At 44.9% G+C, this 26147-nt stretch carries 32 protein-coding genes and 1 tRNA gene; 17 read left to right on the forward strand and 16 right to left on the reverse strand.

Features of this window, described 5'->3' with window-relative positions:
* On the forward strand, positions 1–671 hold a 671-nt coding region (locus tag L865_RS24060; RefSeq protein ID WP_037471432.1), incomplete at its 5' end, for a hypothetical protein.
* 110 nt (positions 672–781) lie between these two features.
* On the opposite strand, the gene L865_RS0116680 is transcribed toward L865_RS24060, so the two are convergent.
* The 5 genes from L865_RS0116680 to folB form a co-directional block, all read right to left on the reverse strand.
* Positions 782–1705, reverse strand: a complete 924-nt coding sequence (locus L865_RS0116680) for a L,D-transpeptidase family protein (protein ID WP_028774287.1) — start codon at positions 1703–1705, stop codon at positions 782–784.
* Positions 1706–1784: 79 nt separating this feature from the next.
* Positions 1785–2615, reverse strand: coding sequence for a methyltransferase domain-containing protein (locus tag L865_RS0116685; RefSeq protein WP_037471434.1), 831 nt, complete (start codon positions 2613–2615; stop codon positions 1785–1787).
* A 26-nt stretch (positions 2616–2641) separates the two neighbouring features.
* Positions 2642–3442 carry an undecaprenyl-diphosphate phosphatase gene (locus L865_RS0116690; RefSeq protein ID WP_028774289.1) on the reverse strand — a complete coding sequence of 267 codons (801 nt, stop codon included), beginning with the start codon at positions 3440–3442 and terminating at the stop codon, positions 2642–2644.
* Between the two features lie 52 nt (positions 3443–3494).
* On the reverse strand, positions 3495–3989 hold the full coding sequence (gene folK / locus L865_RS0116695; RefSeq protein WP_028774290.1) for a 2-amino-4-hydroxy-6-hydroxymethyldihydropteridine diphosphokinase: 495 nt from the start codon (positions 3987–3989) through the stop codon (positions 3495–3497).
* Positions 3990–3991: 2 nt separating this feature from the next.
* On the reverse strand, positions 3992–4345 hold the full coding sequence (gene folB / locus L865_RS0116700) for a dihydroneopterin aldolase (RefSeq protein WP_028774291.1): 354 nt from the start codon (positions 4343–4345) through the stop codon (positions 3992–3994).
* A gap of 269 nt (positions 4346–4614) precedes the next feature.
* Between folB and plsY the strand changes: the two genes are divergently transcribed.
* Complete coding sequence (gene plsY, locus L865_RS0116705) at positions 4615–5223, forward strand: glycerol-3-phosphate 1-O-acyltransferase PlsY (protein ID WP_028774292.1); 609 nt, start codon at positions 4615–4617, stop codon at positions 5221–5223.
* 45 nt (positions 5224–5268) lie between these two features.
* Here plsY and tsaD read toward each other — a convergent pair whose 3' ends face one another.
* Positions 5269–6285, reverse strand: a complete 1017-nt coding sequence (tsaD, locus tag L865_RS0116710; protein WP_028774293.1) for a tRNA (adenosine(37)-N6)-threonylcarbamoyltransferase complex transferase subunit TsaD — start codon at positions 6283–6285, stop codon at positions 5269–5271.
* A gap of 287 nt (positions 6286–6572) precedes the next feature.
* Here tsaD and rpsU point away from each other — a divergent pair, with 287 nt between their 5' ends.
* The 5 genes from rpsU to L865_RS0116735 all read left to right on the forward strand — a co-directional run bounded on the left by rpsU (position 6573) and on the right by L865_RS0116735 (position 11310).
* The gene (rpsU, locus tag L865_RS0116715) at positions 6573–6788 is read left to right on the forward strand and encodes a 30S ribosomal protein S21 (RefSeq protein ID WP_006080725.1); all 216 of its coding nucleotides are present in this window, start codon (positions 6573–6575) and stop codon (positions 6786–6788) included.
* Positions 6789–6794: 6 nt separating this feature from the next.
* Positions 6795–7238, forward strand: a complete 444-nt coding sequence (locus L865_RS0116720) for a GatB/YqeY domain-containing protein (RefSeq protein ID WP_028774294.1) — start codon at positions 6795–6797, stop codon at positions 7236–7238.
* Positions 7239–7333: 95 nt separating this feature from the next.
* Positions 7334–9061 carry a DNA primase gene (gene dnaG / locus L865_RS0116725; RefSeq protein WP_028774295.1) on the forward strand — a complete coding sequence of 576 codons (1728 nt, stop codon included), beginning with the start codon at positions 7334–7336 and terminating at the stop codon, positions 9059–9061.
* A gap of 123 nt (positions 9062–9184) precedes the next feature.
* A complete protein-coding gene (rpoD, locus tag L865_RS0116730) occupies positions 9185–11020 on the forward strand; it encodes an RNA polymerase sigma factor RpoD (protein WP_157577635.1) in 1836 nt (611 codons plus the stop codon).
* A gap of 213 nt (positions 11021–11233) precedes the next feature.
* A tRNA-Ile gene (locus tag L865_RS0116735) sits at positions 11234–11310 on the forward strand.
* A gap of 178 nt (positions 11311–11488) precedes the next feature.
* Here L865_RS0116735 and L865_RS0116740 read toward each other — a convergent pair.
* The 5 genes from L865_RS0116740 to L865_RS0116760 all read right to left on the reverse strand — a co-directional run bounded on the left by L865_RS0116740 (position 11489) and on the right by L865_RS0116760 (position 15201).
* Complete coding sequence (locus L865_RS0116740; RefSeq protein ID WP_028774297.1) at positions 11489–11896, reverse strand: hypothetical protein; 408 nt, start codon at positions 11894–11896, stop codon at positions 11489–11491.
* A gap of 296 nt (positions 11897–12192) precedes the next feature.
* Entirely contained in the window at positions 12193–12585 is a 393-nt protein-coding gene (locus tag L865_RS0116745; protein WP_028774298.1) for a hypothetical protein, read from the reverse strand.
* 100 nt (positions 12586–12685) lie between these two features.
* Positions 12686–14104 (reverse strand): FUSC family protein, encoded by a 1419-nt coding sequence (locus L865_RS0116750; protein ID WP_028774299.1) that lies wholly within the window; start codon positions 14102–14104, stop codon positions 12686–12688.
* A 10-nt stretch (positions 14105–14114) separates the two neighbouring features.
* A complete protein-coding gene (locus L865_RS0116755; protein WP_028774300.1) occupies positions 14115–14987 on the reverse strand; it encodes an efflux RND transporter periplasmic adaptor subunit in 873 nt (290 codons plus the stop codon).
* Between the two features lie 13 nt (positions 14988–15000).
* On the reverse strand, positions 15001–15201 hold the full coding sequence (locus L865_RS0116760) for a DUF1656 domain-containing protein (protein WP_028774301.1): 201 nt from the start codon (positions 15199–15201) through the stop codon (positions 15001–15003).
* Positions 15202–15533: 332 nt separating this feature from the next.
* Here L865_RS0116760 and L865_RS0116765 point away from each other — a divergent pair, with 332 nt between their 5' ends.
* The 3 genes from L865_RS0116765 (at position 15534) to L865_RS0116775 (ending at position 18957) form a co-directional block, all read left to right on the forward strand.
* Positions 15534–16430 carry a LysR family transcriptional regulator gene (locus tag L865_RS0116765; RefSeq protein ID WP_028774302.1) on the forward strand — a complete coding sequence of 299 codons (897 nt, stop codon included), beginning with the start codon at positions 15534–15536 and terminating at the stop codon, positions 16428–16430.
* Between the two features lie 237 nt (positions 16431–16667).
* Complete coding sequence (locus L865_RS0116770; protein ID WP_245608456.1) at positions 16668–17843, forward strand: BamA/TamA family outer membrane protein; 1176 nt, start codon at positions 16668–16670, stop codon at positions 17841–17843.
* 181 nt (positions 17844–18024) lie between these two features.
* On the forward strand, positions 18025–18957 hold the full coding sequence (locus L865_RS0116775) for an SPFH domain-containing protein (protein ID WP_028774304.1): 933 nt from the start codon (positions 18025–18027) through the stop codon (positions 18955–18957).
* 54 nt (positions 18958–19011) lie between these two features.
* On the opposite strand, the gene L865_RS0116780 is transcribed toward L865_RS0116775, so the two are convergent.
* Positions 19012–19890, reverse strand: coding sequence for a sulfurtransferase (locus L865_RS0116780; RefSeq protein WP_051484665.1), 879 nt, complete (start codon positions 19888–19890; stop codon positions 19012–19014).
* 341 nt (positions 19891–20231) lie between these two features.
* Between L865_RS0116780 and L865_RS0116785 the strand changes: the two genes are divergently transcribed.
* Both L865_RS0116785 and L865_RS24065 read left to right on the forward strand, forming a co-directional pair.
* Positions 20232–20579, forward strand: coding sequence for a hypothetical protein (locus L865_RS0116785; protein WP_028774306.1), 348 nt, complete (start codon positions 20232–20234; stop codon positions 20577–20579).
* Positions 20580–20994: 415 nt separating this feature from the next.
* Positions 20995–21297 (forward strand): hypothetical protein, encoded by a 303-nt coding sequence (locus L865_RS24065; protein WP_037471437.1) that lies wholly within the window; start codon positions 20995–20997, stop codon positions 21295–21297.
* A gap of 77 nt (positions 21298–21374) precedes the next feature.
* On the opposite strand, the gene L865_RS0116795 is transcribed toward L865_RS24065, so the two are convergent.
* Positions 21375–21557 (reverse strand): hypothetical protein, encoded by a 183-nt coding sequence (locus tag L865_RS0116795; protein ID WP_028774307.1) that lies wholly within the window; start codon positions 21555–21557, stop codon positions 21375–21377.
* A 169-nt stretch (positions 21558–21726) separates the two neighbouring features.
* Between L865_RS0116795 and L865_RS0116800 the strand changes: the two genes are divergently transcribed.
* Positions 21727–22074, forward strand: a complete 348-nt coding sequence (locus tag L865_RS0116800) for a DUF3634 family protein (RefSeq protein ID WP_028774308.1) — start codon at positions 21727–21729, stop codon at positions 22072–22074.
* Between the two features lie 65 nt (positions 22075–22139).
* On the opposite strand, the gene L865_RS0116805 is transcribed toward L865_RS0116800, so the two are convergent.
* A complete protein-coding gene (locus L865_RS0116805; RefSeq protein ID WP_028774309.1) occupies positions 22140–22331 on the reverse strand; it encodes a hypothetical protein in 192 nt (63 codons plus the stop codon).
* Entirely contained in the window at positions 22328–23257 is a 930-nt protein-coding gene (locus L865_RS0116810) for a polyprenyl-phosphate transporter (protein WP_028774310.1), read from the reverse strand. Before L865_RS0116810 ends, L865_RS0116805 begins: the two co-directional genes overlap by 4 nt.
* Positions 23258–23450: 193 nt before the next feature.
* Here L865_RS0116810 and L865_RS0116815 point away from each other — a divergent pair, with 193 nt between their 5' ends.
* The gene (locus L865_RS0116815; protein WP_028774311.1) at positions 23451–23927 is read left to right on the forward strand and encodes a hotdog fold domain-containing protein; all 477 of its coding nucleotides are present in this window, start codon (positions 23451–23453) and stop codon (positions 23925–23927) included.
* 30 nt (positions 23928–23957) lie between these two features.
* Here the strand turns inward: L865_RS0116815 and L865_RS0116820 are convergent, their stop codons facing one another.
* Positions 23958–24389, reverse strand: a complete 432-nt coding sequence (locus L865_RS0116820; protein WP_028774312.1) for a MarR family winged helix-turn-helix transcriptional regulator — start codon at positions 24387–24389, stop codon at positions 23958–23960.
* Between the two features lie 163 nt (positions 24390–24552).
* Here L865_RS0116820 and L865_RS0116825 point away from each other — a divergent pair, with 163 nt between their 5' ends.
* The 3 genes from L865_RS0116825 (at position 24553) to bamJ (ending at position 26087) form a co-directional block, all read left to right on the forward strand.
* Positions 24553–25002: a hypothetical protein gene (locus L865_RS0116825; RefSeq protein WP_028774313.1), complete on the forward strand. Its 450-nt coding sequence runs from the start codon at positions 24553–24555 to the stop codon at positions 25000–25002.
* An 83-nt stretch (positions 25003–25085) separates the two neighbouring features.
* Positions 25086–25451: a DUF1294 domain-containing protein gene (locus L865_RS24070; protein ID WP_211237706.1), complete on the forward strand. Its 366-nt coding sequence runs from the start codon at positions 25086–25088 to the stop codon at positions 25449–25451.
* A gap of 162 nt (positions 25452–25613) precedes the next feature.
* A complete protein-coding gene (gene bamJ / locus L865_RS0116835; RefSeq protein WP_028774314.1) occupies positions 25614–26087 on the forward strand; it encodes a BamJ family beta-barrel-assembly machinery protein in 474 nt (157 codons plus the stop codon).
* Positions 26088–26147 lie beyond the last annotated feature (60 nt).

Genomic DNA, 26147 nt, shown 5'->3' on the forward strand with positions numbered 1-26147 from the left:
CCAGTTTAAAATCTAAATTTAGATATCTAATGGAGTCTAGTGCCATGAATATAAATACACCTATCACAAATATTGTAGTTCTAATGCTTACCTCAACTTTAGTTGATGCAGTTGCTGCAGAAGTTGAAGTATCAGCTGCAACCGTAACTAATCCTGAGTATATTTTCATGTACCCCAATAAAAGCAGTGTTTATTTTGGAGCTTCTGGAGGTTTAGGAGTCGATGGTGGAAACGCTTGTGTCATTTGGAAAACAGATGAATACATTTCCTCATTTAGCTTCAGCATGTCCCATGATTCAGACACGCTCAAAAAGTTTAAACCAACATATACAATAGATGTTGGTAATAACTTAGACTGCACCAATCTTCTCTCAGAGTCATTAATGTCCGCATACACAAACTACAACTTCCCTAGTAGGACTGGTATAAGTATTTCACCAAATAAAAATGGGGAGGGCGATCTACCTGAGTTTATTTTTACCATTTTAGACTCAAATGACTACACTATCGAAATGTCAAAATCTGGAGTTACCGCCAACGGTAGACCCATAACACTAGGAAATACAAAAATTGAAGAGTTGGGGGGGGCAAACTCCATAAGACTGGTTTTTTATGGAAGAGACACATTCTCAATTAACAGTTTAACAAATATGAGCATAAAGTTTGATTAAACTTTCATATTATTCAGAAAGATTATCTTAGCTATAGACTATTATTAATGAGCTTATTTTAACCAATAAAATGGCATTTTTATTGGTTAAAATTTCATACTTATTTCGACCTATAATTCAGCGGTTAACCTAGTCACGCTGATATCTTTTGGTAACCCACTTTGCGATAAAATAGCATCATTGGCTTTAAAGCTATCGACTTTAGCATTGCTAATGAAGTTTACAATCTCACTGCTTAAAGCAGTCACTTCATCACTGCGTTGATTCTCATGCTTTGATAGTGGTGAGTGTACCTCTATCAATTTACGGCCATCGGGCTCTGCAGAGACTTTCACCGTTTGATTAATAATCTGCACATCATCACCATACTTCATCTGATGGAATAACCATTCGATGTCATCGGGATTGAGGCGAATACAGCCGGCACTCACCCGCATACCAATACCAAAATCTTTATTAGTGCCATGGATCAGGTAGCTGCCGTCACCGTAGGATAACTGCATGGCATACTTGCCCAACGGGTTATCAGGCCCAGCCGGCACGACTCTTGGGAGCACTTCGCCAAGTTGCTCTAAATGCTCTTTACGGATACTGGCAGGCGGTGTCCAACTTGGATTTGGAATACGTGCCTTAATCTTGGTGACCATTTCAGGGGTTTCGCGACCTACACGCCCAATCCCAACAGGAAACACGTGCACTTCTGCTTTATTTTTTGGAAAGTAGTACAGGCGCAATTCAGCCAAATTAATCACGATGCCCTTATGCGGCACATCAGGCAGCAACATCTGTGTTGGAATCAGTAGCTCGCTACCTACAGCCGGTAAGAACGGATCAACACCTGGATTGGATGCCATCAGCTCCAAAATACCGATATTGTATTGTTTAGAAATGGTTTGAAAGAAGTCGCCTTGTTGAACCACATGGATCTGGGTATCGCCCACTAACCGACTGCCCTTTTCGGGCATAGGATAAACATTGGCCAAACTACACAGAGGAATAAAGCTCACGATGAGCAACAGCAATTTACGCATCATCAAATTAACAACTTCCACATTAGATTTTTATTAAGTGCTCAAAGATTAACGTGAGCAGCAGCATTTTTCCAGTAATACCTTAGGAGGTAGACTTTTTAGCCAGTGTCACATGGTAACCGAGCTCAAGTGCCGCAAAGCTATCCATTTCAATCTGTTTTAGCACCTTGTCATTAGCACGCCACGCAAACGGGCTCATTTGCAATAACGTCACCGCTTGCTCGCCAGAAACTACAGCTTGATAATTGACCTCTTGCGTCGAAATTAGCTCAAAACCTTTGGGCAGGTTAATGTCGACTTGTTTTTGCTGCAGATTGTCATACAAATGGTTTTTTATCTGCCACAAATGTCTAGCCGCCGGCTGAACCAATAGCAATAATCCACCCGGCTTGAGCACACGTAGCGGCTCTTTGCCTTTTAACGGCTTATCAACCACGCTGACCAAATCTACACTATCGTCACTTAATGGCAGCTGCTTAAGCTGGCTGACAATCAGCTGTAACTCAGGGTCTATCTTTGCGCCAGCAAAGAGGGCATTTTCCGCCTCGCCTAATCCACAACCATTGACCTGTTTATCAAGTTTTTGCAGTTGCTGCTTAATTGCGCGCAAATAGAAGCCGTCACCACAGTCAATATCTAGCACATCGATGCTTGAAGCCGGCAAGTGCATGCTGGCTTCGCTTAACACCTTAGACAAGGTATCGATTAATGGCTGATGAATGCCTGATTCCAATAAAAACCGCTTGGCACGCATCACTTGGCGCGAATCAAGCTGTGGTTTCTTAGCCTGACTGAATACCCAGTAACCTTGTTCGTGCTTGTCATAGTGATGCTTATTAGCACAATAAAAGCCCGCTGATTGCGCATGCACCATTAACGGTTGCTGACACTTTGGACATAAAAACGAGCTCATAATATTCCCCGGCTAAAGGCCGCCACTTAGAAAAAGATAAACGCACATAATAGGCCGCCAAGTGCAAGTCGATACATCACAAAAGGTGTCATACCCATACGGCTAATAATCTTCAAAAACAGATGAATACAAGCATAGGCTGCCACAAAAGACACCGCCACACCGACCGCGAGTTCAGTAAAGTTAAATACGTGACCGCCTTCAGTTAAATCTTTACTCATCAAAATCGCAGCACCTAAAATGACCGGAATAGACATTAAGAATGAAAACCGCGCAGCGGCCTCTCTATTGAGGCCAAGCATCAAGGCTGCGGTTATCGTGATGCCCGATCTTGAAGTACCTGGAATAAGTGCCAATGCTTGAGCAAAACCAATGAGCAGTGCTTTTTTCCAGCCTGTTTGATATTCCGATAGCTCACAGCGCGACATCTTGTCTGCCCACCATAGCAGCAAGCCAAACAGCACCGTAGTAACCGCAATCACCCCAGGCCCTCGCAGGTAGGTTTCAACCACATCCTTCAGCATAAAGCCAAACACGACTGCGGGAATCGTGGCCAAAATAATCCACCAAGCTAATTTGCTATCATCCGTGTGTTGACCTTTAACAATGCTCGCAATCCATGCATTCAGCATAGAGACGATCTCTTTGCGAAAATAGATCATTACCGCTAGCAGTGAGCCAATATGCACTGCAACATCAAAGGCTAAACCTTGGTCTTCCCAACCTAGAACCTGTGAAGGCAAAATCAGATGTGCAGAACTAGAAATAGGTAGAAATTCTGTTAGCCCCTGAATTAGCGCTAAGACAATTACCTGAAAGATTTCCATGATTTTCCTTTTAATAAGGCGATGAGTTCACCGCTTAATTACCGCGTAAAAATTATTGATTGGGCCAGTCAAATTCAATGGGCCACAAATGCTGACTACTTTTGTCAAACTCGGCCCACATCTGCTGGTAGTTTTTCTGTGTCACTGGATGCACGGTATCGGGTGCCAATTCAGCCAGAGGCCACAATACAAATGCGTTGTAAGTAATTTCCGCTCGCGGCAACACTACCGGTACATCAGTTACAGTGTGGTCATATAGCAGCAGGTCGAGATCTATGGTTCTTGGGCTAAACTTCTTAGCACCACGTTGACGACCATGTAGCTGCTCTATCTCTTTGAACAAGCTGACAACTTGCTCAATCGGTTTATCCGTTTCTGCCGCCACCACCATGTTTAAAAAATTGCTACCGTCGAAACCGACAGCTTCGCTTTCATAAACTGATGAGCAGCGGATCTCGCCGAGATGATAGGTGAGCTCACTTAAAGCAGCCTTAACATATTTATGTGGCTCAATATTGCTACCAATACTGATGTATATTGTTGCCATGCCTAGATATGACCTCGCTCAATTTCAACCCCAACAGCTTGCGCGGTTGGCACAGCTCCGGGTTTCATTACCCGCACTTTAACCCAAGGCACATTAAACTCTGTCATGACACATTGAGCACAGCGCTCAGCAACGGTTTCAATCAGTTCAATCGGCGCTTCGGTGATCAATTTGGTTAGCGTATTCGATACGGTCTCATAGCAAAGGGCATGCTGATAATCATCTGTTTGCGCAGCGGGTCGGTTATCCCACGCCATTTCCAGATCGATCAGCAAGGTCTGATGGATCTGCTTTTCCCATTCATAAATGCCAATCACAGTCTCAACTTTTAACTGTGAAATAAGTACCTTGTCCATGACTTCTCCCAAAGCGGTAGCCTTTGTCTATCGATGAAAACAGCCCTTATACTCGCCTAATGCGGTTTCGAGGTAATTTACCAAGATTAATACTTTCTTACCGCGGCAAACACAAGTAGGATAAGCCACTGTAAAGTGACTCATCGCAGCACACTTGGCGAGTAACAGCTCTATTAAACTTGGTCTATGTGACACAATAAAATCCATAGACACTAATTGAGTAAACTGTCGAGGCGCGATAATACCTTAACAAGGATAAGGAAACCAATTTGAGCGAAGCAGTATTGACAGTTTCTCTGATAATAGCAGCCTATTTAGCCGGCTCTATATCAAGTGCTGTGCTTGTCTGTCGCTTAAGAGGTCTTCCTGACCCCCGTACCGACGGCTCTGGTAACCCGGGCGCAACGAATGTATTGCGCATTGGTGGCGCGACGGCCGCTGCTATGGTACTGATTTTCGATATGCTTAAGGGCGCACTGCCAGCCTACCTCGCATTTCGCCTTGGAGTCGATGCCGTCTCACTTGGCCTGATTGCCATTGCTGCTTGTTTGGGGCATATATTTCCCATTTTCTTTCACTTTAAAGGCGGCAAAGGTGTGGCCACGGCCTTTGGTGCTATGGCCCCTATTGGTGAAGATCTGGCCCTAAGCTTAATTGGCACTTGGATTGTGTTAGTGCTGATATGTCGTTACTCATCACTGGCTGCCATTATCACCGCCATACTAGCCCCAATATACACTTGGTACTTTGATGACCGCTTTACCATCCCTGTTGCCATGCTGTCGGTGCTAATCGTTATCCGTCATCGAGACAATATTCACCGTTTGTTGAATGGCGAAGAGTCACGCATCTCCAGAAAAAAACACCAACCTAAATAGGCTGGCGTTTTCAATTAAACAATTCACTCACAAGGTTGTGGCTGACTAATCCACCGGCGGCAAGGTATCTAGCGGCCAACGTGGTTGACCTTTAACAGCGAGGTCTTCAATTTGCCCGGCTTTTAGACGTTGCATACCCGCATAGGCAATCATGGCACCATTATCAGTACAAAACTCGCCACGAGGGTAATACACTTGGCCTTGCAGGCTTTGCATCATGTCAGCCAACGAACTTCTTAAACGCTGATTAGCACTCACGCCACCGGCAATAACTAAACGCTTATAGCCGGTTTGCTTTAAAGCGCGCTTACACTTAATCGCTAATGTATCCACCACAGCTTCTTCAAAAGCGCGGGCGATATTGGCACGGGTCTGCTCATCATCTGGCTCTTTGGCGATGGTATTAGCCGCAAAGGTCTTTAACCCAGAGAAACTAAAATCTAAGCCAGGACGATCAGTCATTGGTCTCGGAAAACGGTAACAGTTTGGCTCACCTTGCGCAGCTAACTTAGCAAGACGCGGCCCACCTGGGTAATCAAGCCCCATAAGCTTAGCGGTTTTATCAAACGCTTCACCGGCTGCATCATCGACCGACTCGCCCAAGACTTCATAGCGGCCGATCCCCTCTACCGCTACCAACATTGAGTGACCGCCAGAAACCAGCAAGGCTAAAAAAGGAAACTCAGGCACATCATCTTCTAACATAGGTGCTAGCAAGTGGCCTTCCATATGATGCACCCCCACGGCAGGCTTACCCCAGGAAAATGCCAAGGCTCGGCCAACACAAGCCCCCACTAACAATGCACCAACCAATCCAGGGCCCTTAGTATAAGCAATGCCATCAATATCATCTTGGCTGCAATTGGCATCGGCCAGCGCCTGACGAATAAGCGGCACAATTTTGCGCACATGGTCGCGACTGGCAAGCTCAGGTACTACCCCGCCATAGTCAGCATGTAACTTCACCTGACTATATAAGGTGTGAGACAACAGTCCCAATTTGTCATCATAAACCGCTATACCGGTTTCATCACAAGACGTTTCTATACCTATTACTCGCATGCTTATCTTTCTACCCCGTGGTCAATGGCCGCCAATTTTACCTATCTCTTAGCAATTATACCAATCATGTTGCCTCGCATTTAGCCACAAACTCAACCACACTTAAAATTGACATAAAATATCGCTATAATCGCCGCGATCGATTGGTGATGGAAAAGATCTGAAATTGGATCGCAATATGGGCTTTACAAACCTGTATGAGTCGGTATAGAATTCCGCACCATTTTTAAATTAACTTGAGTTAATTATTTAACTCAATACAACCTACACCTAAGGGGTGATGGCGTATGCCAATTATTAAAGTACGTGAAAATGAACCATTTGACGTAGCTTTACGTCGTTTCAAGCGCTCTTGTGAAAAAGCTGGTATTTTAGCTGACGTTCGTGCTCGTGAATTCTACGAGAAGCCAACTACTGCACGTAAGCGTGCTAAAGCCGCTGCAGTTAAGCGTCTTGCTAAGAAGCTTTCTCGCGAAAATGCGCGTCGCGTACGTTTATACTAATCTATTATGAGCCTAGTTGATCAGCTAAAAGAGCAGATGAAAGTTGCCATGCGTGCCAAAGATAAGGTGCGCTTGGGAACCATTCGTATGGCACTGGCTGCCGTTAAACAGATTGAAGTGGATAACCGCGAAACTCTGTCTGACGATCAAGCCATAGCGGTCTTAACCAAAATGGTTAAACAACGTCGTGATTCGATTGCTCAATATGAAGCAGCCGGTCGCAGCGAACTAGCTGAAGTCGAGGCAGCAGAGATTCAAGTTCTTGAAGACTTTCTACCTCAAGCTCTTACTGAAGAAGAGATCACTTCACTAGTTGATGCCACTATTACTGAAATAGGTGCATCATCCATGGCGGATATGGGTAAAGTAATGGGCGCATTGAAACCGAAAGTACAGGGACGAGCTGATATGGGCGCCATTGGCGGCATGATCAGAGCGAAACTGAAATAACTTTTTGTTTTATGCGTAAATAAGCCGTGCCTGTGCACGGCTTGTTTGTTTATACTGATTATGTTTTAGCTGCGTTAAGGTGATATTGACGATAAATGGCGATTCCGCGTGATTTTATCAATGAGCTCGTTGCTCGAACCGATATTGTCGATCTTATCGACGCTAAGGTACCGCTAAAAAAAGCAGGTAAAAACCACTCTGCCTGTTGTCCTTTCCACAGTGAAAAGTCTCCGTCGTTCACAGTAAGTCGAGATAAGCAGTTTTATCACTGTTTTGGCTGTGGTGCTCACGGTAATGCCATTGACTTTGTCATGGAATATGACCGATTAGAATTTGTCGACGCCATTGAAGAACTGGCCGGACAGCTTGGATTAGCCGTCCCCCACGAACAAGGCACCGGTAAACGCCGCGATGAAGGACTCAGTCGCGACCTGTACCAATTAATGGAAGAAGCGAGTTTATTTTATCAAAATCAACTCAAGCAACATCCAGACAAACAAAAAGTCGTCGACTATTTAGCCCAAAGGGGCCTATCCACCGAAGTGGTAAACCACTTTAACATCGGCTTTTCACCCGATGGTTGGGATGGATTGTTAAGTCGATATCGACAAAACCAAGATTCACAAGACAAATTGCTCACCGCAGGAATGGTGATCGAGAACGATAACGGCAAACGCTACGATCGCTTTCGCGACAGATTAATGTTTCCCATTCGTGACCGTCGTGGTCGAGTAATTGGTTTTGGTGGGCGAGTATTAGGAGAAGGTGCGCCAAAGTACTTGAATTCTCCAGAAACGCCCATATTTCATAAAGGCCACGAACTCTACGGCCTTTATGAATTAAAGCAACGTCACCGTGACCCACAACATGTACTGATTGTTGAAGGCTACATGGATGTTGTTGCATTGGCACAATTTGATGTCGATTACGCCGTCGCTTCTTTGGGCACCGCAACCACCGCTGAACAATTTCAGCTTCTGCTGCGTACTGCCAAAGAGGTGATTTGTTGCTACGACGGTGACAGAGCCGGTAGTGAAGCCGCTTGGCGAGCACTAGAAACGGCGCTACCGCTGATTAAACCCGGCGACCAAGTAAAATTTATGTTTTTGCCTGAAGGCGAAGACCCTGATTCACTAGTCCGGCAGATTGGTAAGACCGAGTTTGAAAAACTAGTGAGTAATGCCAAATTGCTGCCAGAGTTTCTGTTTGAAACCTTGGCGGCCAAATATGGCACCGATAAAGGCACCTTAGCCAAACAAGCTATGGCGTTAATCGAGAAAGTACAAGACACAGTATTACAGAGTTTGCTGCTGGAAAACTTAGCCTACAAGTTAGGTATGAACAGCGCAGAAGAACTCAAGCGTAAACTTGGCTTTAAAGGACAGAACGACAATAAGCCATTAAAAAACAAAGCGCTGAAAGGGCGCGGTACCCCATTGCGATTAGCCATTGCCTTGTTGGTACAGCACCCCAAGTTAGGCAATGGATTACCGATACAACCAGCACTACAACATATCAAGATGAACGGTATAGCACTACTGATCAACTTATTAGATATAACTCGCGACACCGAGATTAACAGCGCACAACTACTTGAACAATTCAGAGGTGAAGAGCAATTAGCCACTCTGAAGAAACTAACCCAATGGGAACATCAAGTGGCGGATGAAAACTTGGCTCAAGAGTTTAAAAAAGCCCTGGTATGGTTGAACAATCAATATATTGAACAACGTTATCAGGAGCTAAGCTTAAAGCAGAACCATTCTAAAGAAGAACGGATTCAGCTACAAAAGCTAATTGCAGTGATGCAAGGTCGACATTAAGGCAATTTTTGTCTCAAAATTCGACACTTGCACTAGCACAGCAAACAACACAAGGCTATAATTAACGATTTGCGCGGCAAAATTGCCCGTCGTTGTAACAGTTACCCAACTTGGATGATATCTATGGATCATACTCCGCAGTCGCAACTCAAATTGTTGCTAGCCAAAGGTAAAGAGCAAGGTTATTTAACCTATGCAGAGGTGAACGATCACTTACCTGCAGATATGGTCGATTCCGACCAGATCGAAGATATTATCCAGATGATTAATGACATGGGTATTCGCGTCTATGAACAGGCGCCGGATGCTGATGACATGATGATGTCTGAAGACAGCACTGATGAAGATGCTGCAGAAGAAGCCGCAGCGGCACTTGCTACGGTTGAAGCTGAACTTGGCCGTACCACGGACCCAGTACGTATGTACATGCGTGAAATGGGTACCGTTGAACTTCTTACACGTGAAGGCGAAATTGTTATCGCTAAACGTATTGAAGAAGGGATTAATACTGTTCAAGCCTCTGTGGCTGAATACCCACAAGCGATCTCAATGATCCTTGAGCAGTATGATCGTTACGAAGCCGAAGAGATCAGACTATCTGATATTATCTCTGGATTTGTTGACCCTAATGCTGAAGATGTGGCGCCAACCGCGACACACGTTGGTTCTGAATTATCTGACGAAGATCTTGATGACGAAGATGATGATGAAGATGAAGACGAAGATGACGAAGATGATACGCCAAAGGGCCCATGCCCGGAGGAAGCTCGCGAGCGCTTTACTCAGTTAAGAGAAGCCCACGAGCATGCGTTAAGCACCATTGCTAAGAAAGGTCGCGAACATCCAGAGTCAACCGGTGCATTATTTGTTATCGGTGAGATTTTCAAAGAGTTCCGTTTAGTACCTAAGCAGTTTGACCGCCTAGTGAAGAACATGCGCGAAATGATGGACAAAGTCCGCATTCAAGAGCGTTTGATCATGAAGCTATGTGTTGAACAAGCGAAAATGCCAAAGAAAAACTTCGTTAAGGTGTATACCTCAAACGAAAGCTCAATTGCATGGTTTGACGAAGAAATTGCTGCTAATAAGCCTTATAAAGAAGGCTTAGAGATGGTAGAAGACGATGTTAAACGTTGCCGCGCTAAACTAGATGCCATTGAAGTTGAAACCGGTCTTGCGATTGCGGCAATTAAAGATATCAACCGTCGTATGTCTATCGGTGAAGCTAAAGCTCGCCGCGCTAAGAAAGAGATGGTTGAAGCGAACTTACGTCTAGTAATCTCTATCGCTAAAAAGTACACCAACCGTGGTCTACAGTTCTTGGATCTGATTCAAGAAGGTAACATTGGTTTGATGAAAGCGGTTGATAAGTTCGAATATCGTCGTGGTTATAAGTTCTCGACCTATGCAACTTGGTGGATCCGTCAGGCTATTACGCGTTCAATCGCTGACCAAGCCCGTACTATCCGTATTCCGGTGCATATGATTGAAACCATCAACAAGCTAAACCGTATCTCGCGCCAAATGCTGCAAGAGATGGGTCGTGAGCCTTCACCTGAAGAGCTTGCAGAGCGCATGTTGATGCCTGAAGACAAGATCCGCAAGGTATTGAAGATTGCTAAAGAGCCAATCTCAATGGAAACCCCTATCGGCGATGATGAAGATTCGCACTTAGGTGATTTCATCGAGGATACTACCCTCGAGCTACCATTGGACTCAGCCACAGGCGAAAGCTTGAAAAACGCGACCCACGAAGTGCTAGCAGGCCTAACAGCCCGTGAAGCTAAAGTACTGCGTATGCGTTTTGGTATCGACATGAACACTGACCACACCTTAGAAGAAGTGGGCAAGCAGTTTGACGTAACCCGTGAGCGTATTCGTCAGATTGAAGCGAAGGCACTACGTAAATTACGTCACCCATCGCGTTCAGAAATCTTAAAGTCGTTCTTAGACGAGTAAGACTTTTTCGATACGAAAGACCAAACCTAGACAAAAAAGCCAACCTCGCGGTTGGCTTTTTTATTGGTGTTTTTTGAACTAAAAGCAAAGAGATTGCACAACAGATAAGCAATTGAAATCAAACTTGGGTTTTCAGGCTAAAACACAGGTGACAAGCGCTTTTAAACCTCGTATACTTCTCTGCGCTTTCGATAGTGACGACTATCTTAAGTCGGCCCCTTAGCTCAGTTGGTTAGAGCATACGACTCATAATCGTCAGGTCCCCAGTTCGAGTCTGGGAGGGGCCACCAATTTTGAAGAGCCGCTTAGAGAAATCTAAGCGGCTTTTTCATGCCTGAAATTCCAGCTCCCTTTTATGTAACACTTACAATAGTCAGCTCATGTAGTCACAGTACGAGTCTGGGAGAGGCCACCCACTTAAACAGAAAAGCCTACATTAACCTGCAGGCTTAAACTTTGAGTGACTCTCTAAATAGGGTCTGTAGGCAAGTCAATAACTTGCCTTTCGACAGTCTTGGTTACCCATACTTCACCTAAGTAGCTTTGTTCATACATAGAACGCACGTTCCCTAGAGTTTGCACAACTGTTCGCAAATCCCCTTCTTGAGCGTTATCAGATATATTCGGCAAGCCACCTTTTGAGGAAGTATCGGCTGATGTAATTGCACACCTTTCAGACCTATACACCACATCTATGGGGTAATTTCGGTCTAGGTGATTAGGCAACAGGCCTCCATCGACTGAATCGTAAATAGCTTGTTCGTTGCTGCTATATGATTGTTCCGTGGTATAGCAATTCTGGGCAGTATCTTGGTTAGCAAGCACGGATGTAGACATTAGGGAGAAAGTAATAAGCCCGATGAGACATTTCTTCATAATTAAATTCCTTTTTAATCGAATTCCTAATTTACTAAAAACCATTGCGATATCAACGCTGCCGAGGTTACAACTTGTATCAGCACTTAGGTAATTGAACACTTATGTCGGTGGTTAGTTCAGCTCGCTTTAGGGGGCGAGAAAGTTTGAGATATTCAGGCCCCCTTTTGATACAAACCAGTACTTCATGTGAGTAATTGGCATTTTCATATAATCCGTCCCTGCAAAAATATATACCCAAAATATCTAGCAACCATGGAAGGCGTGACAATAGTGATTTTAAGGTTGTTATTCAATTATCGACTTTTAATGCCTTTAGGACATAACTCCCTTTCTAACAAAGCCCTATCATTGAAGGTCATATACTGTTTTGCAGAAGGGTAATGTCCTCGACTTCCTTCATCTTGCCATTTCTGCCATCGCGCAGCATTCTGTTCGGCTCTCAACTTCTCCCAACCTAGAGCCACTTTTGAAGCACAAGCCTGTTGGTCTGCTTTTCCTTTCTCTTCAACAGCCAAATATAGAATGAATACCATTAGCGAAAAAAAAGCGAGATTACCCATCCGCTTAGCCCACTTTACCGCTGATTCTCTCGCTCGATATCTTCCCGCAGTTGTTATCTTGGGTATCGAAATTTTCGTAAGATCAATCTCAGTTCTTTCAAAAGATTTAGGTTTTGGGCTTTTCACTCTTTACTCCTCTACTGTGCATCACATAATATCTCCACGTATTCTGGTTTTCAGTCGACTCAAAAGTATCGACATACAACGCTATGGCCCCATTCGTCCACTAAGACCTTAACGGCTGAAACAACCTCATGAAAAACACTATCGCCACCAGTGCCACACTTAAATCCACTAACATGTTCAGGGCTATACTGATGTCGTAACTTGGGGTGGTGCTCAGTGCGCTCACCGTTAGTAAAACCAGTAAATTTCCGGCTAACATGCGTTGCAACATCAATCGCGGTGATTGGCATAGCATCCAGATGGCAAAGCAGTTAATAAAGTAAAACAAGCCTAGCTGCCAAGCTTCGGTGAGCGTGGGCAGTAGCAACACATACTGAGTTAATATTAGGGCTGTCCATAGCGGTAAGCCTTTAGCCACATCGCCTAAAATCGTTGTCGGCATAGCTGCCATAGTGACACTCAAAGAGGCGACAACCATAGGAAACATCACCCCGCCAGGAAACGCCGTCCACAACCAAAAAACATAGCAACTAGTGATACATAGCATCGCCATTAGCGCGTCAATGGCGTGGCTTTTCCTATCCAGTGGCTGCGCAAATTGCTCTTGCAGCTCTTGCCAACTAATCACACCTTTACTGTGACGATGATTAACGATATCGATACTCAATTGCGGCTGCGCCATTGCATCTTCCACTAACATCAATCTTGACGAAGACAATAGCGTTTGCGAGTAAAAATTAGTCTGTTGACGAAACGACAGGCCAGGCTCAGTTTGATTAAATTGATAGGCAAGCCGCTGCAATAGCAGACCGTTGTCATACAGCACCCGAATCACCATTTGCCACTGCTGTTTGTTAGCCTTTAAATGCAAACTATCGGTTAACGGTAACCCCAGTATTAGGCTCATTTTATGCAAGCTTTCAAAGCCAGCAATGGTTTTGCTGTCTAGCGCTTGATCTTCATCGCCTGCCATCGCACCGTACAGCGTTTGCTCTAATTGGCGTTGTTGAGCTACAACCGCTGCCAGTGCAGCAAAAAAACGCGATTCGCTGGTCACCGGCCATAAAAACCGATACACCATTGAAAACACGCAGACACCAAGCAATGTCTCTTGGATCCGTAAAATCGCAATATTAAAAGTGGCAGCGCCGTCAAAGGAGCCAATACAGCTAACAATCGCGCACACCATAAAACCGATTTTGAAAATGTAGCCGTAGTGATAGTTAAATGACAGGTAGGTACATAAGCCAGCAAAGCCGATAAAACAGGTTAAAAACAGCAGCGGCTCTTGGGCAAAGTTAATAATGAGTACCAATGCTGCGCCTATGCCGAACAAGGTGCCTAAAACTCGATCACGCGCGGTTTTAATCGAATGCGCAAATGTCTCATTCATCACCAACACTATCACTGTAACGGCAGCCCAGTAGGGCTTGTCCCAGCCTAGCGCCAAGGCGATGATGATCGCCAGCGAAAACGACAAGGCGACTTTGATGGCCTCTTTGGTGGATAAGCTCAGCATCGGTTAACCCCTATTGCGGATCGACAGATTTAGCAATCAATACCGAGGCCGTGGTCCCTACCCGTAACTGCACATCAGCGGGCACATCAAGCAAGCTGACTTTTACGGGTAACCGCTGCGCTAAGCGTATCCACTGAAAATTGGCATTAACATTAGGCAGTAAAGTATTGCCGGTACTGCCATCGGCTTTGGCGATACCATAACCCACACTCGTTACCACTGCTGGCATTGGCTCATCTGGGTTCATCATTAAGGTTACCATCGCAATATCACCCGTTTGCACGCCTTGTAGATCTGTCTCCTTAAAAAAGCCCTCAACCCAAAAACTGTTGGCATCGATCAAAGCCACAACAGGGGAGTTAGCCACCACTTGAGCGCCCTCACGTAAATTCAAGTTAGTGATATAGCCAGAAGTGGGCGCGATCACTTTGGTAAAATCCAGGTTCAATCTGGCCTGTTCGACCACAGCGGCCGCTGCAGCTAAGTTGGCTTCAGCGGTTTTGACTGCATTATGGACATTGTTTAAATCTAAGGTTGAAACAGTGCCTTTCTCTAGTGTTTCTAACGCGGTAATACGGGCACTTTCGTTGCGCGCTTTCTCAAGTAACGCCGATGCTTGCAGCTCATTGGCTTTAGCATTAGCCAATGCGGCAATATAAAGACTCGGCTCAATTTCAAACAGCAAATCTCCTTTGCGGACATACTCATCATCACCCACATGCAATCGCGTCACGGGACCGGTGACTCGTGGGGTGATCTGGATAATGTGGGCACGTACCTGGCCGTCTCGCGTCCAAGGGTTTGAAAAGTAATGGCTATAGGCCTGCGACAGGCACATCATAGCGATAATCACCACCGTCATAGTGGCTAACTGTTTTTTCATCTTCTGTTACCTATTAAATCGCGATGAGTTTGCTAATGGCGCTAGCAAAAATCACCACCAGAGACACTTCTAGTAATGCGGGCATAGCAAAATACTTAAGCCAATCCAGCCGTGACAGTATTTGCATCACCACCAGCATAGAAATGTATGCCATGGCACAAACAACCAATAGTGGCGGCAAATAGATTTCACCTAAAATAAACTCATGCGGCATACGTCACTCAGCAAGCTAAGTTAACTAGCTCACTCCCATACATTGTTAGTTAATTTTCAAACACATATCTGTGTATGAATAGATTGGTTAGTTGGCTGAAACACCCACGCACTATTGATGACAGCACAGTATCGGGTGGTACTCTCTCAGCGATTGAGCCAACAGCTTAAGCGGTTTTAAGCGTTAATCGTCACGTTATTGCCACAATGATAACGAACTCAATAAGCTATACTGAATCGCATATGCAGGATCAAACCCTGCAAAAAAAGCGACAATACGCAATGATGGCGCTAATATATGCTCAGTTCAGGCGATTTTGGCAGAGGAAGAAGATGAACTTTAGCTTAGAGCAGTTAATTACCTTTGTTGCGGTTTACGAGCAACGCTCATTTAGTCAAGCAGCGGCTAAGCTCGACCGCCACCGCACAACAGTTGGCCAAGTTATCACTAACCTTGAAGATCAATTAGCCATTGCGCTATTTGAAAGGGTTGGTCGCAAGGTAGAGCCAAGCGAAGAGGCGACCTTACTCTATCACTACGCCAACCAAGTTGTTGAACAAGCTAGAACTTTCGACAAAGTCGCCTTAAGTCTGTCTTACGAGCAATTAGCCTCTATCACTATCGCTTATGCCAGCTTTTTGCCACATACCTTGCTGTCGCACATTCGTAAATCACTCACAGCTGCCTACCCCAGCATGCGAGTGAACTTTATTGTGCGAACTCAACCGGAAATTAAACAAGGTATCCAAGATAGCAGCATTCATTTCGGGATTGTAAATGTGCACAAGAGTAAGTTGATTAATAGCATCGACTTTACCTTTTTGGGGCATATGGACTTCTCTTTGTTTGTTGGCAACGACCACCCATTAACCCAGTGTGAAAGCAGCGAAATGCTCACCGCCATGAAGAACAGTAAACAACTGGTGGTCAAATCTTTATTAGATGATGATATGGCAGAAAAAGTGATTCTGTCGGCCGAGTATGAAATCATTGATCAGCTCGCCCTAGTGATTAAGTTTGTCCAAGAAGGCTTAGGTTGGGCACTGCTCCCCAGAACCATTCTCGAGTCAGAATACGTCACCAGCAATTTAGTTGAGATCCACAGCGCTCAAATTAAAGATAACGTTAAAGTACCCATCGCCCTCTGGTCCCCCCACAATAAGCAGGTCATCTCGATTAAGAAAACGATTGTCGATAGCATCACTAGCCGAGAACCTAAAATCACCTAGCAACCGCGGGGGCTTGGTTAGCAGAGCCGCTGGTTATCACAAGAAATTTCCATGCCCCCTCTTTAGCAATCCAAATAACCACGCAAATCAAACCGCTTTAGCCTAAACCGATGACAGGATCCATCATAAGCGAGTTATATCGTAAGCCCATCAAGACTACACTGGCCAGCTTAATTAAGGCTGGTGCGCTGCTATTAAAGCTCCCGGTAGCCGCGTCCGCAGATGATGAGAGAACAAATGGCAATCAAACAACTCGGTCTATTGTTAACACTGATGAGCGCGCCAATAGCCTCAGCAATGGCCATCTCCTTTACCGACCCCCTCGACGGCCAGTTCGATATGGGTGAGTACTTAGCTGAAAATGCCTATGGCTTTTTGCCTGTCCCCATTTTACTGACAGAACCCGCACTGGGTATCGGTGGCGGTGTTGCTGGGGTATTTTTGCATGAGAATGAACAAGAAAAACAACAAAGACAGCAGCAAGCCGCGCAGCGTCTAGATGGCGGCGCAAATCTCATGACCCCAGCCATTACGGTTGTTGGTGGCGCAGGCACCGACAATGGGACTTGGATAGGTTTTGCGGGTCATCGTCATTCATGGCTCAATGACAGCATTCGCTATACTGGGCTTGGGGGCTATGGCAAAGCCAACTTAGCTATCTACTCCGACTTAGGCGGCCTGCTACCGCCAGAAAATGCTATCGGCTTCGACACCACCACCGAAGGCTTTCTTGCGGTGCAGCATTTGCAGTTTCGTGTTGCTAAAACCCAGCTCATGCTAGGCGTAAAACAAAGCTATAGCCAATCATCGGTTTCTTCATCTAACGCTTTGGTAGACTTGCTACTGCAGCGCTATCTTGGTGATGCGACAGCGCAGTCAGCCATAGGACTCACCGCAGAATTTGACCAACGCGATAACCATTTCTTCCCAAAAGATGGCTACCTCATAGATGCGCAATATATGGCTTATCGGCAGTCTTTCGGTAGCGATGAAAACTACGACACTGCCGAGGTAAACGCCGAATACTACTTACCGATCAATCAACGATGGACTGTGGCATTCGCAGGTAGTTACCAAGGCCTATACAGTGATAACCAGCAACTGCCACCCACGGTACGCCCTTATGTCAAACTGCGCGGTGCGCCCGCCTACCGTTATCAAGGCGATGAAGTGCTGACCGCACAAGCGCAGCTGATGTACCACATTAACCATCGTTGGTTAGTATCGGCTTTCTATGGCCAAGGCCATACCAAAGAGCAGACTAACCTAGGCAGTAGCGCACAAACCATTAGCGCTTATGGCAGCGGTTTTCGCTATCAAATTGCCCGCCGCTACGGCTTACATATGGGGATTGATGTGGCCCGCAGTGACGAAGATAGCGCCATATATTTTCAAATAGGTTCAGGGTTTTAATCAGCCCTTGGCTGACACGCAACTAACCATGGATGCAAGATGGGACGGGAGATGACAAATGGCCAACACAAGGGTTTTACTCTATGAAATCAACCATATTGACTAATCATGTTAATCAGTTAGGATGCTGCTTAGCTGGCAAACTTTGCCAACCACGGATTTAGTCTAACAGGGAAATGAAATGGATTTATTGAAAAAAAATGGCCCACAACAAAATATAAAAACCAAAGGCAAAGGCGCCGCTATTGCTGTCATTGGTGGGCTGATTGTTATCAGCACTTTATTCCAAACTTTATATACCGTTGATGAAGGCCATGTCGGCATCATTAAACGCTTTGGAGAAGCAACTGAGCAAGTCAATCCCGGCTTACATGTAAAAATACCTTTTGTTGATAAAGTAGAAGTATTAGAAATTCGTACCCGTAAGAACTCTGAAAAACTTAACGCCTCTACCCACGAGCAAATGCCAGTGACCGCTGAAGTCTCGATTAACTGGACCGTCAATCGTGACCAAGCATTTGATCTGTTCAAAAGCTATGGTGGCCTAAGTCAATTCGAATCCCGCATACTCGACCCTAAATTACGCTCAGCCGCCAAAGATGCCCTGGCCCGCTATAAAGCCGAAGAGATCATTCAAAACCGTGGCCAAGTGATCGCCCAAATTGAAGATGTCTTAGTTGAAGAGATGAAAGACTATCCGGTGAAGTTAGACTCTGCTCAGCTAGAAAACTTAGGTTTACCCCAAAAGTACATTCAGTCGATTGAAACTAAACAGACTGAAAAGAACTTAGCCGCCGCAGAAAAGCATCGTCTAGAGCGACAAAACCTAGAAGCCCAACGCGAAGTTAACACCGCAAATGCGAAACGAGATGCGGCCAAAGCCACCGCTGACGGTAAAGCCTATGCAATTCAAACTGAAGCCATTGCTGAAGCTGAAGCCATTCGACTCAAAGGCTTAGCAGAAGCAGAAGCGATTCAGAAAAAGGCCGAAGCGCTGCGAGAATCGAAAACTTTAGTGGAATACGTGCGTGCCCAGCAGTGGAACGGACAAATGCCAACCACCGTCATGGGCAGCGACCAAAGCGTGCTATGGAACATGGACAGTAAAAAGTAGGTCCTGCGCAAAGGAGCACTTTTACAGCGTTAAAAGTGCTTCGCTTTGCCAACGTTACAGTGTTTCAATCGGCATATCATCAAGACTGCCCCACTCCGCCCATGAACCGTCATATAAGGCAAGCTGCTGATACCCAGCCTCGCTTGCGGCTAGTAGGCCGATACAGGCAGTAATCCCTGAACCACAGCTCATCACCAATAACAGTTCTGCACTCAACCCTTGTTGATTAAAAATTGCCGCAAGTCTTTGGCTATCATGCAAGCAATGACCATCAAAAAACGCTGCAAAGGGGATATTGATTGCACTCGGAATATGACCACTGCGCACGCCTTGACGAGGCTCAGGCGTATTCCCTAGAAAACGCCCGTTGGCCCTTACATCCACAATTTGCAGGCCAGTCGAGGTTATTGCCGCGTGGATTTGCTCAGCACTAACAACACTGTCACCGTCAAATTGGTACGCATGGGGCGGCAAAACGAGTGCAGCAGTGCTGCGCGGTCGATGGTTATCCGCCACTACATGCCCTGCTGCTATCCACTGCGGTAGGCCGCCATCTAACACGTAAACCTGCTTAAAGCCCATAGACTTGAAAATCCACCAAGCGCGTGGCGAGCTATAAATTCCTTGGTCATCGTACAGCACCACTTTGCTCTCAGGGCCGATCCCCACAGCAGCGATAGCTTGGTGAAACTGCGCCGCAGTTGGCATCGCATGTAACATCGCACTACTGCTATCGTATAGCTCGGTTTCTAAGCTAAGTTTCATCGCGCCCGGTATGCAACTAAAGTGGCGATAAACGATAGGCTCTTTGCCCACAACCTTACTCATGCTGACATCTAATACAATAAGCGAACTATCGGCAATATGCGCCGCAAGCCATGGGACCGAAACTAACGAAGAACCGACCAAATGAATTACCTCAAAGCATTTCAATTAAATATCATATAAAATTGCTAACAAAAGCCTAGCAATGAATAAGCTTTTAATAGCTTTCCCAAAAAAATTAATAAAAATATAGCACGACCAGAAATTTAATACTTTTAGTTGACGCAAAAAATAGCTAAGCCTATAAAAACAGCATGAACTGGCGTAAATTACAAAGACAAGTCATTCAATTACGCTGAAACCTCCCCCCTACAAATATACTATTTTTGTTACATCTACGACTAAAACCCCGATTCAAAGCTCGCCAAACGCTTGTAGTAAATAATAAATGTGATTAATTTAATATTGTCGTTCTATCCAGGGACATAATTTAATATTAAGGGACTATGATGTTAAATAATTTGATTAAAGCAAATTTACTGATTGCATTACTAGCACTTACTGCTTGCAGTTCAACTACTGACTCAAACAATCAACAAGCCATAGCAGACACTAATGAGAACATAACGGCAGCTGACGATAACTCTAATGCATTAAGTGATGCAGAACAGCGAAGAATCGCTCGATATGAAGGTTATCGCTGCGACAGAATAGCAAGAACGGGCTCACGTATTAAGACTAAAACTTGCTCGACTAAAGCTGACCGTGAAGCCGCGGAGCTTGCTGCAAAAGAGCTGCTCGACCAAGGTCGCCGAAGTACACGAATGATTGAAGATGTCAGCTTCTTACGCCAATAAAAAGCCACTCAAAAAAACCGCCTAACGGCGGTTTTTTTGAATCATATAAAGCATTCGTCGTTTTTTATTTACTTCAATGCCACTGTAAACTTCAATCAAATTGAACTAGCTAACTGCCGCATACGCCAAAACCTTTAGCTTTAATCGCTGTCAACAATACTAATAGCCAATAGAACTTTAATACTTTTGACCTACCTCAATAAAAAAAACACAACAGAAACCCTGTAAACCACTGATTAATAGTCCTTAAGCTCCATAGGTAGTTATCATCCCCCCCCTACTAAACTACTATGAGCGCAGAATTATTTACAATCATAAGAGCTTGATACAAACACAGACTTGCAGCAAAAGTTATATTTTCTTAATTTGATATTGTTGTTCTACCAAGGACATAATTTAATATTAAGGGACTATAATGTTAATAAAACTCATTAAAGCTAATTTGATAGTAGCACTAATAGTGCTTACTGGGTGCGCTTCAACCTCTGAATCAGACAGCCAACATGCGAACACCTCAACTGAAACAACCGAAAATAGTGATGCAGAAAATCAGAAATCAGCACGCTATGCAGGATATCGGTGTGAAAAGGTAGCTAAAACAGGTTCACGTATTAAAACTAAGCAATGTTCGACACAAGCCCAACGAGATGCAGCTGAATTGGCAGCCAAAGAGCTACTTGATCAAGGGCGACGCAGTAGCCGATTAATTGAAAATTAAAATATATACTGTTGATTACAAAAAAGCCGCCTTTTGGCGGCTTTATCATTAGCAGGTTCGATCAACTGTCTTTGTGGCTACTCGACATCAAACAGTTTAGGTTTCACCCCGTTGACAATCTGCTGCTCAAGTCGGCGCCAGCTTAAACCTAAGTTAGCATGTTGCTCTCGACGCTCTGGGAATGTTTCAGAAAGGCTTTCAATTAGTTCAGCTTGATCAAGGCATAACTTGGCCCACTTTTGGGCATTTGATAGATACATAATGCCTTCCTTAACTGGTATGTAAGACCGTAAACTCACTCCGTACAAGTTTCAGTCTAGTCAGGGTTCACAAAAAATTCAAACTAAAAAACATGATCTATGCTACTACCAAAAATAAGCTAGCCAGAGTATCTTTACCATAAGCACCTAGTTGATAAGGGAATAACATATGCCGCCAACCGTTTATAAAGTCCTGTTTATCTTAGGCGGACTCTTCTTGGCCTATAAGCTGATTTTTTCCGGAAAAAAAGGGCTAACCGTGTTTGAGTTACACTTTAAAGAAGGCCGTTTAGATCGACATAAAGGCAAAATTCCAGAGAAGTTTCAACGCGAATGCAAGGCACTGGCTAAAGCTGAAAAGCTAACCGGATTAGTGAGGGCTGAAAAGCTTAATGGCGCAGTTAGATTACATGTCTCTGCCAATATTAGTGACGATATCACCCAGCGCATCCGCAACGTATTTCCATTTGAATACTACGATAAAAAAACCATCGACAATAGTCGCCAAGCGGGCTAAGAATTGACGCGCAACATAGATCCAAATACAAAAAAGCCTAGCAATTGCTAGGCTTTTTACCGCTGTCAGCGCTTTTTTAGTCGGTCTCTTTCCCTGGCATCATCTAAAATACGTTGATTATCATCAGCCATAGGATTAACGGGTTCAACTAAAGGCTCTGGCCTATTAGCATCCACATCGTCTAACTGCCAGCTTATATCATTTGCGCAACCGGCTAAAAAGATGGCGGTAACGGCCATTATCCATCGTGCGTTCATACTTCATCCTTGTGTTGTTTGCCTGCAAACTGCTCCAGCCCCCACACCAAAGCCATGCCGACTAACATAGCAACAATGGCGGCGACTAGCTGTGGGTTTTGGCCGGTAAATTGCTCAAACGCCAGCGGGCTTAAATTCGCTTCCAGTAACGGCACTTGCTCACCAGATGAATTTTCCCGCCAAGTCAGTACCTGCTTCCAAGGCCATATTTTACCCAATGTGCCTAACATTAACCCGGTAAGAAACACCAAAGTTTCGTCATGATAACGCTTAAGCAAAGCACTCAATAGATGACTAAATGTCAGCAAACCACAAATACAGCCTAACGCAAACAAGCTGATAATCACTAAATCAAAGCTCTTAACCGCACCAATCACCGAAGTATAAAGCCCCAGCAGTAAAAGGATAAAACTGCCTGAAATTCCAGGCAATAACATCGCGCATATGGCAATGCAGCCGGCAAAAAAGATATTTAGGTAGCTCATCTCAAGGGCAATTGGGTTAAGCATCGTAATCCCCCAAGCAAATGCCACTCCAATCACAAACAAACTTGCCCGTAATAGGCTAAAGCCTTTTACTTGGCGCAGCATGTGCACGACTGAGATTAAGATCAACCCAAAGAAAAATGACCATACCGGAATGGGGTAAGTTACCAGTAAATAAGAAATTAACTTTGAAAGACTGAAAATGCTGGTCAGTATACCGCCAAACACAGCCACCAAAAATGGGCCATTAATATGATAAAACGCGCCCTTAATGCCTTGAGATCTCACCACTGAGATTAAACTCGGGTTAATGCGTTTAATACTCTCCAATAAGGTATCGAGTATCCCAGTAATAAAGGCTATAGTCCCTCCTGACACACCTGGCACTACATCAGCTGCCCCCATCGCCACTCCCTTAAAATAGGTCAGCAGATATTTCACAAATCACCCTTAGTTTCATTTAAATTCCGCCAAATTGTACCTTGTGTACCGTGAAAGGAAAGTGAACTTTACTTCATAGGTAACACAAGTCTCTTCATTTGAAGCAACATGCTAGTACGGCATAACACCTGTTCTTATTGTTAGAATCGTGTAAACTCATCCGACCAGAACAAAAAATAATAACGGAGTTGCTATGGGTAGCGGTAAAACGACGAAAGTCATGGGACTGTATAACAAGGTCACGCGTCTTCCTTGGGGACACAAAATCTTCTCTATCATGGTGTCTCGCATGGCGCCCTATTTCGGCACCATTAAGCCATTGATCACTGAATTAAGACCTAACTATTGCGAGTGTAAAATCACCAAGGGTAAACGGGTTCATAATCACATAAAAACCGTCCATGTCATTGCCATTTGTAATGGTCTCGAAATGGCTATGGGCGTGATGGCTGAAGCGTCCATTCCGGCACACCTACGTTGGATCCCAAAAGGTATGAGCGTTGACTACACCGCCAAAGCCGGTACTGACATTCGTTGTGTTGCAGAAGTCACCCCCGATCAATGGCAAGAAGGCGACATGCTGGTTAAAGTGACCGCTTATGACACCAACAATACGGTGGTGGTGTCGGGCCACATTAAATTATGGATCTCAGCAAAGCCTGCTAAATAGCAATGGCACTACCCAAAAGCAGTTAATGAATTAAGACTGCTCAAAATGCTGCGTCAACTTGGCAACGACCTTTAACGTCGTTGCCAGCTCCTGTTCACTAATCCCTGATAACGCCGCTTCACTCCACGCAGGCAACATAAGTGCAAGCTGTTCAAACAGTTCAGCACCTTTTGGCGTTCTTTCAATTAGCTTGGCCGTTTTGTGATGCGGATTATCCACAAATCGAACTACCGCTAATTTTTCCAGTTCGTTGGCAATACGCTGCACACTTTGGCGGGTTTGCCCCATGGTCTTGGCAATTTGTGAAACCGTCTGTCCACCATGTTCAATCGCCCCCAACACCTTCCATCTGGCGCTGGTTAACCCTAGTGGTTGGCTCAAATTATCGCCTTCATTAATGAGCAAGCCGTTTAGCCTAAAAACGCCTAATACCAGTTGCGTAAACCCTTCTGTTTGAGCCATACCCTTATCACCTAGCCGACTGAGTGGCAGCCCTTTAGCTGCATTAGGCTAACTAGTTTAGCAACTGCCAGCAAATATGACAACACACTGTCAAACTTGACAGTATTCTGTCAAAAATCTATATTGTGACAACACACTGTCAAAATATAGATCGGAGTGAGTTATGATATTACACCTACATCGCGGCGCCGCCATTGTGGCAACCTTATGCATTGCAAGCTTTTTTAGCCTCACACTAATCACAGAGCTTGTCGCCAGTCATGCCACCATCGCCTTAGTCAAAGCTGCCGTTGTGTGGCCAGGATTGTGGATCTTGATTCCGGCGATGGCACTAACAGGCATAACGGGCAACCTGCTTGCCAAAAAACGCCGTGGCAAATTGACTCAGCAGAAACTCGCAACAATGAAGATCATTGCCGCCAATGGCTTGTTGATTTTAGTCCCCTGCGCTATCGTGCTTAATCAATGGGCACAGGCACAGCAATTTGATACGATTTTTTACCTAGTCCAAGGCGTTGAGCTACTGGCCGGTGCGACGAATCTCTGCCTATTAATAGCCAATGCCCGTAGAGGCATGAAGTTAACCCAAGGTGCAAGGAAACCACGTCATTAATCTCAGCAATATTCACCCTAGCTACAACAGCCTATTCGCTTGGCAACAACTTAATGAACCCGCAATGGTGCAAGCGCAGCAAGATGAATAGTAAAGTGATTGCTTGTTTACTGTTTATCAGCGCGCTGCTATGTGCCAGCTACCTCAATAAGCTGCCAACGATAGTCACAGCCGTCTATTTAGGCTGCAGTATTATTACCTTTGCTGTGTACGCATGGGATAAATCTGCGGCAAGAAAAGGTCATTGGCGTGTTAAAGAGCGCAGCCTACATCTACTTGCCCTCGGATGTGGCTGGCCCGGGGCGCTCATCGCTCAATCTGTGTTACGGCACAAATCGCAAAAGCGGCCTTTTAGCCTGATGCTTGCTGTTATTGTGTTAGTTAACCTCATGATGCTGGGGCTGCTAGTGTCCCCGATAGGTGAGCCACTTACCCAAGCATTGCCTTAATTGAACTGACTCCACGGTAAAGATGCTGGCATAGAGTGAAGAACTGGTAGTCAGGCTGTAGCCTAAATGTCCTTTTTAGTGATCACCATTCAGGCTTTTATTTGCCTAAACAATGAGATTGGTTATGATAGGCGCTCTGTTACTTGAACAAGACCACTACCCATGAAAGTACTACTTGCAGTCGTCGTTTTTGCCGGCGTGATTTTTTATTTTTTCAGCTCGATGAATAACCAAAAAGCAGCCAAAGAAAATATCGCTTTAGGCAATGCTTTCCTCGCAGAGAACAAAACCAAAGAAGGCGTGGTAGAAACCCTTTCAGGCTTACAATATAAAGTCCTCAATAAGGGCGATGGTGAGCGCCACCCTAAAGCCACAGATACCGTCACTGTGCATTATCATGGCACGCTAATCGATGGTACGGTATTCGATAGCTCCGTTGAGCGTAATGAACCTATCGCTTTCCCACTTAACCGCGTTATTAAAGGTTGGACCGAAGGAGTACAGCTCATGGTTGAAGGTGAGAAAATGCGCTTCTTTATCCCTAGCACCCTCGCTTACGGTAATCGTAATGCAGGTAAGATTGCCGGCGGTTCAGTACTTATTTTTGATGTAGAACTGATCAGTATTGATGACTAAGCCGCTCGCGGTTTTAATGAGTTATCAATAGCAAAAATGCGCCATTTGGCGCATTTTTGC

The sequence above is a fragment of the Shewanella waksmanii ATCC BAA-643 genome (assembly GCF_000518805.1).
Taxonomy (GTDB): Bacteria; Pseudomonadota; Gammaproteobacteria; order Enterobacterales; family Shewanellaceae; genus Shewanella; species Shewanella waksmanii.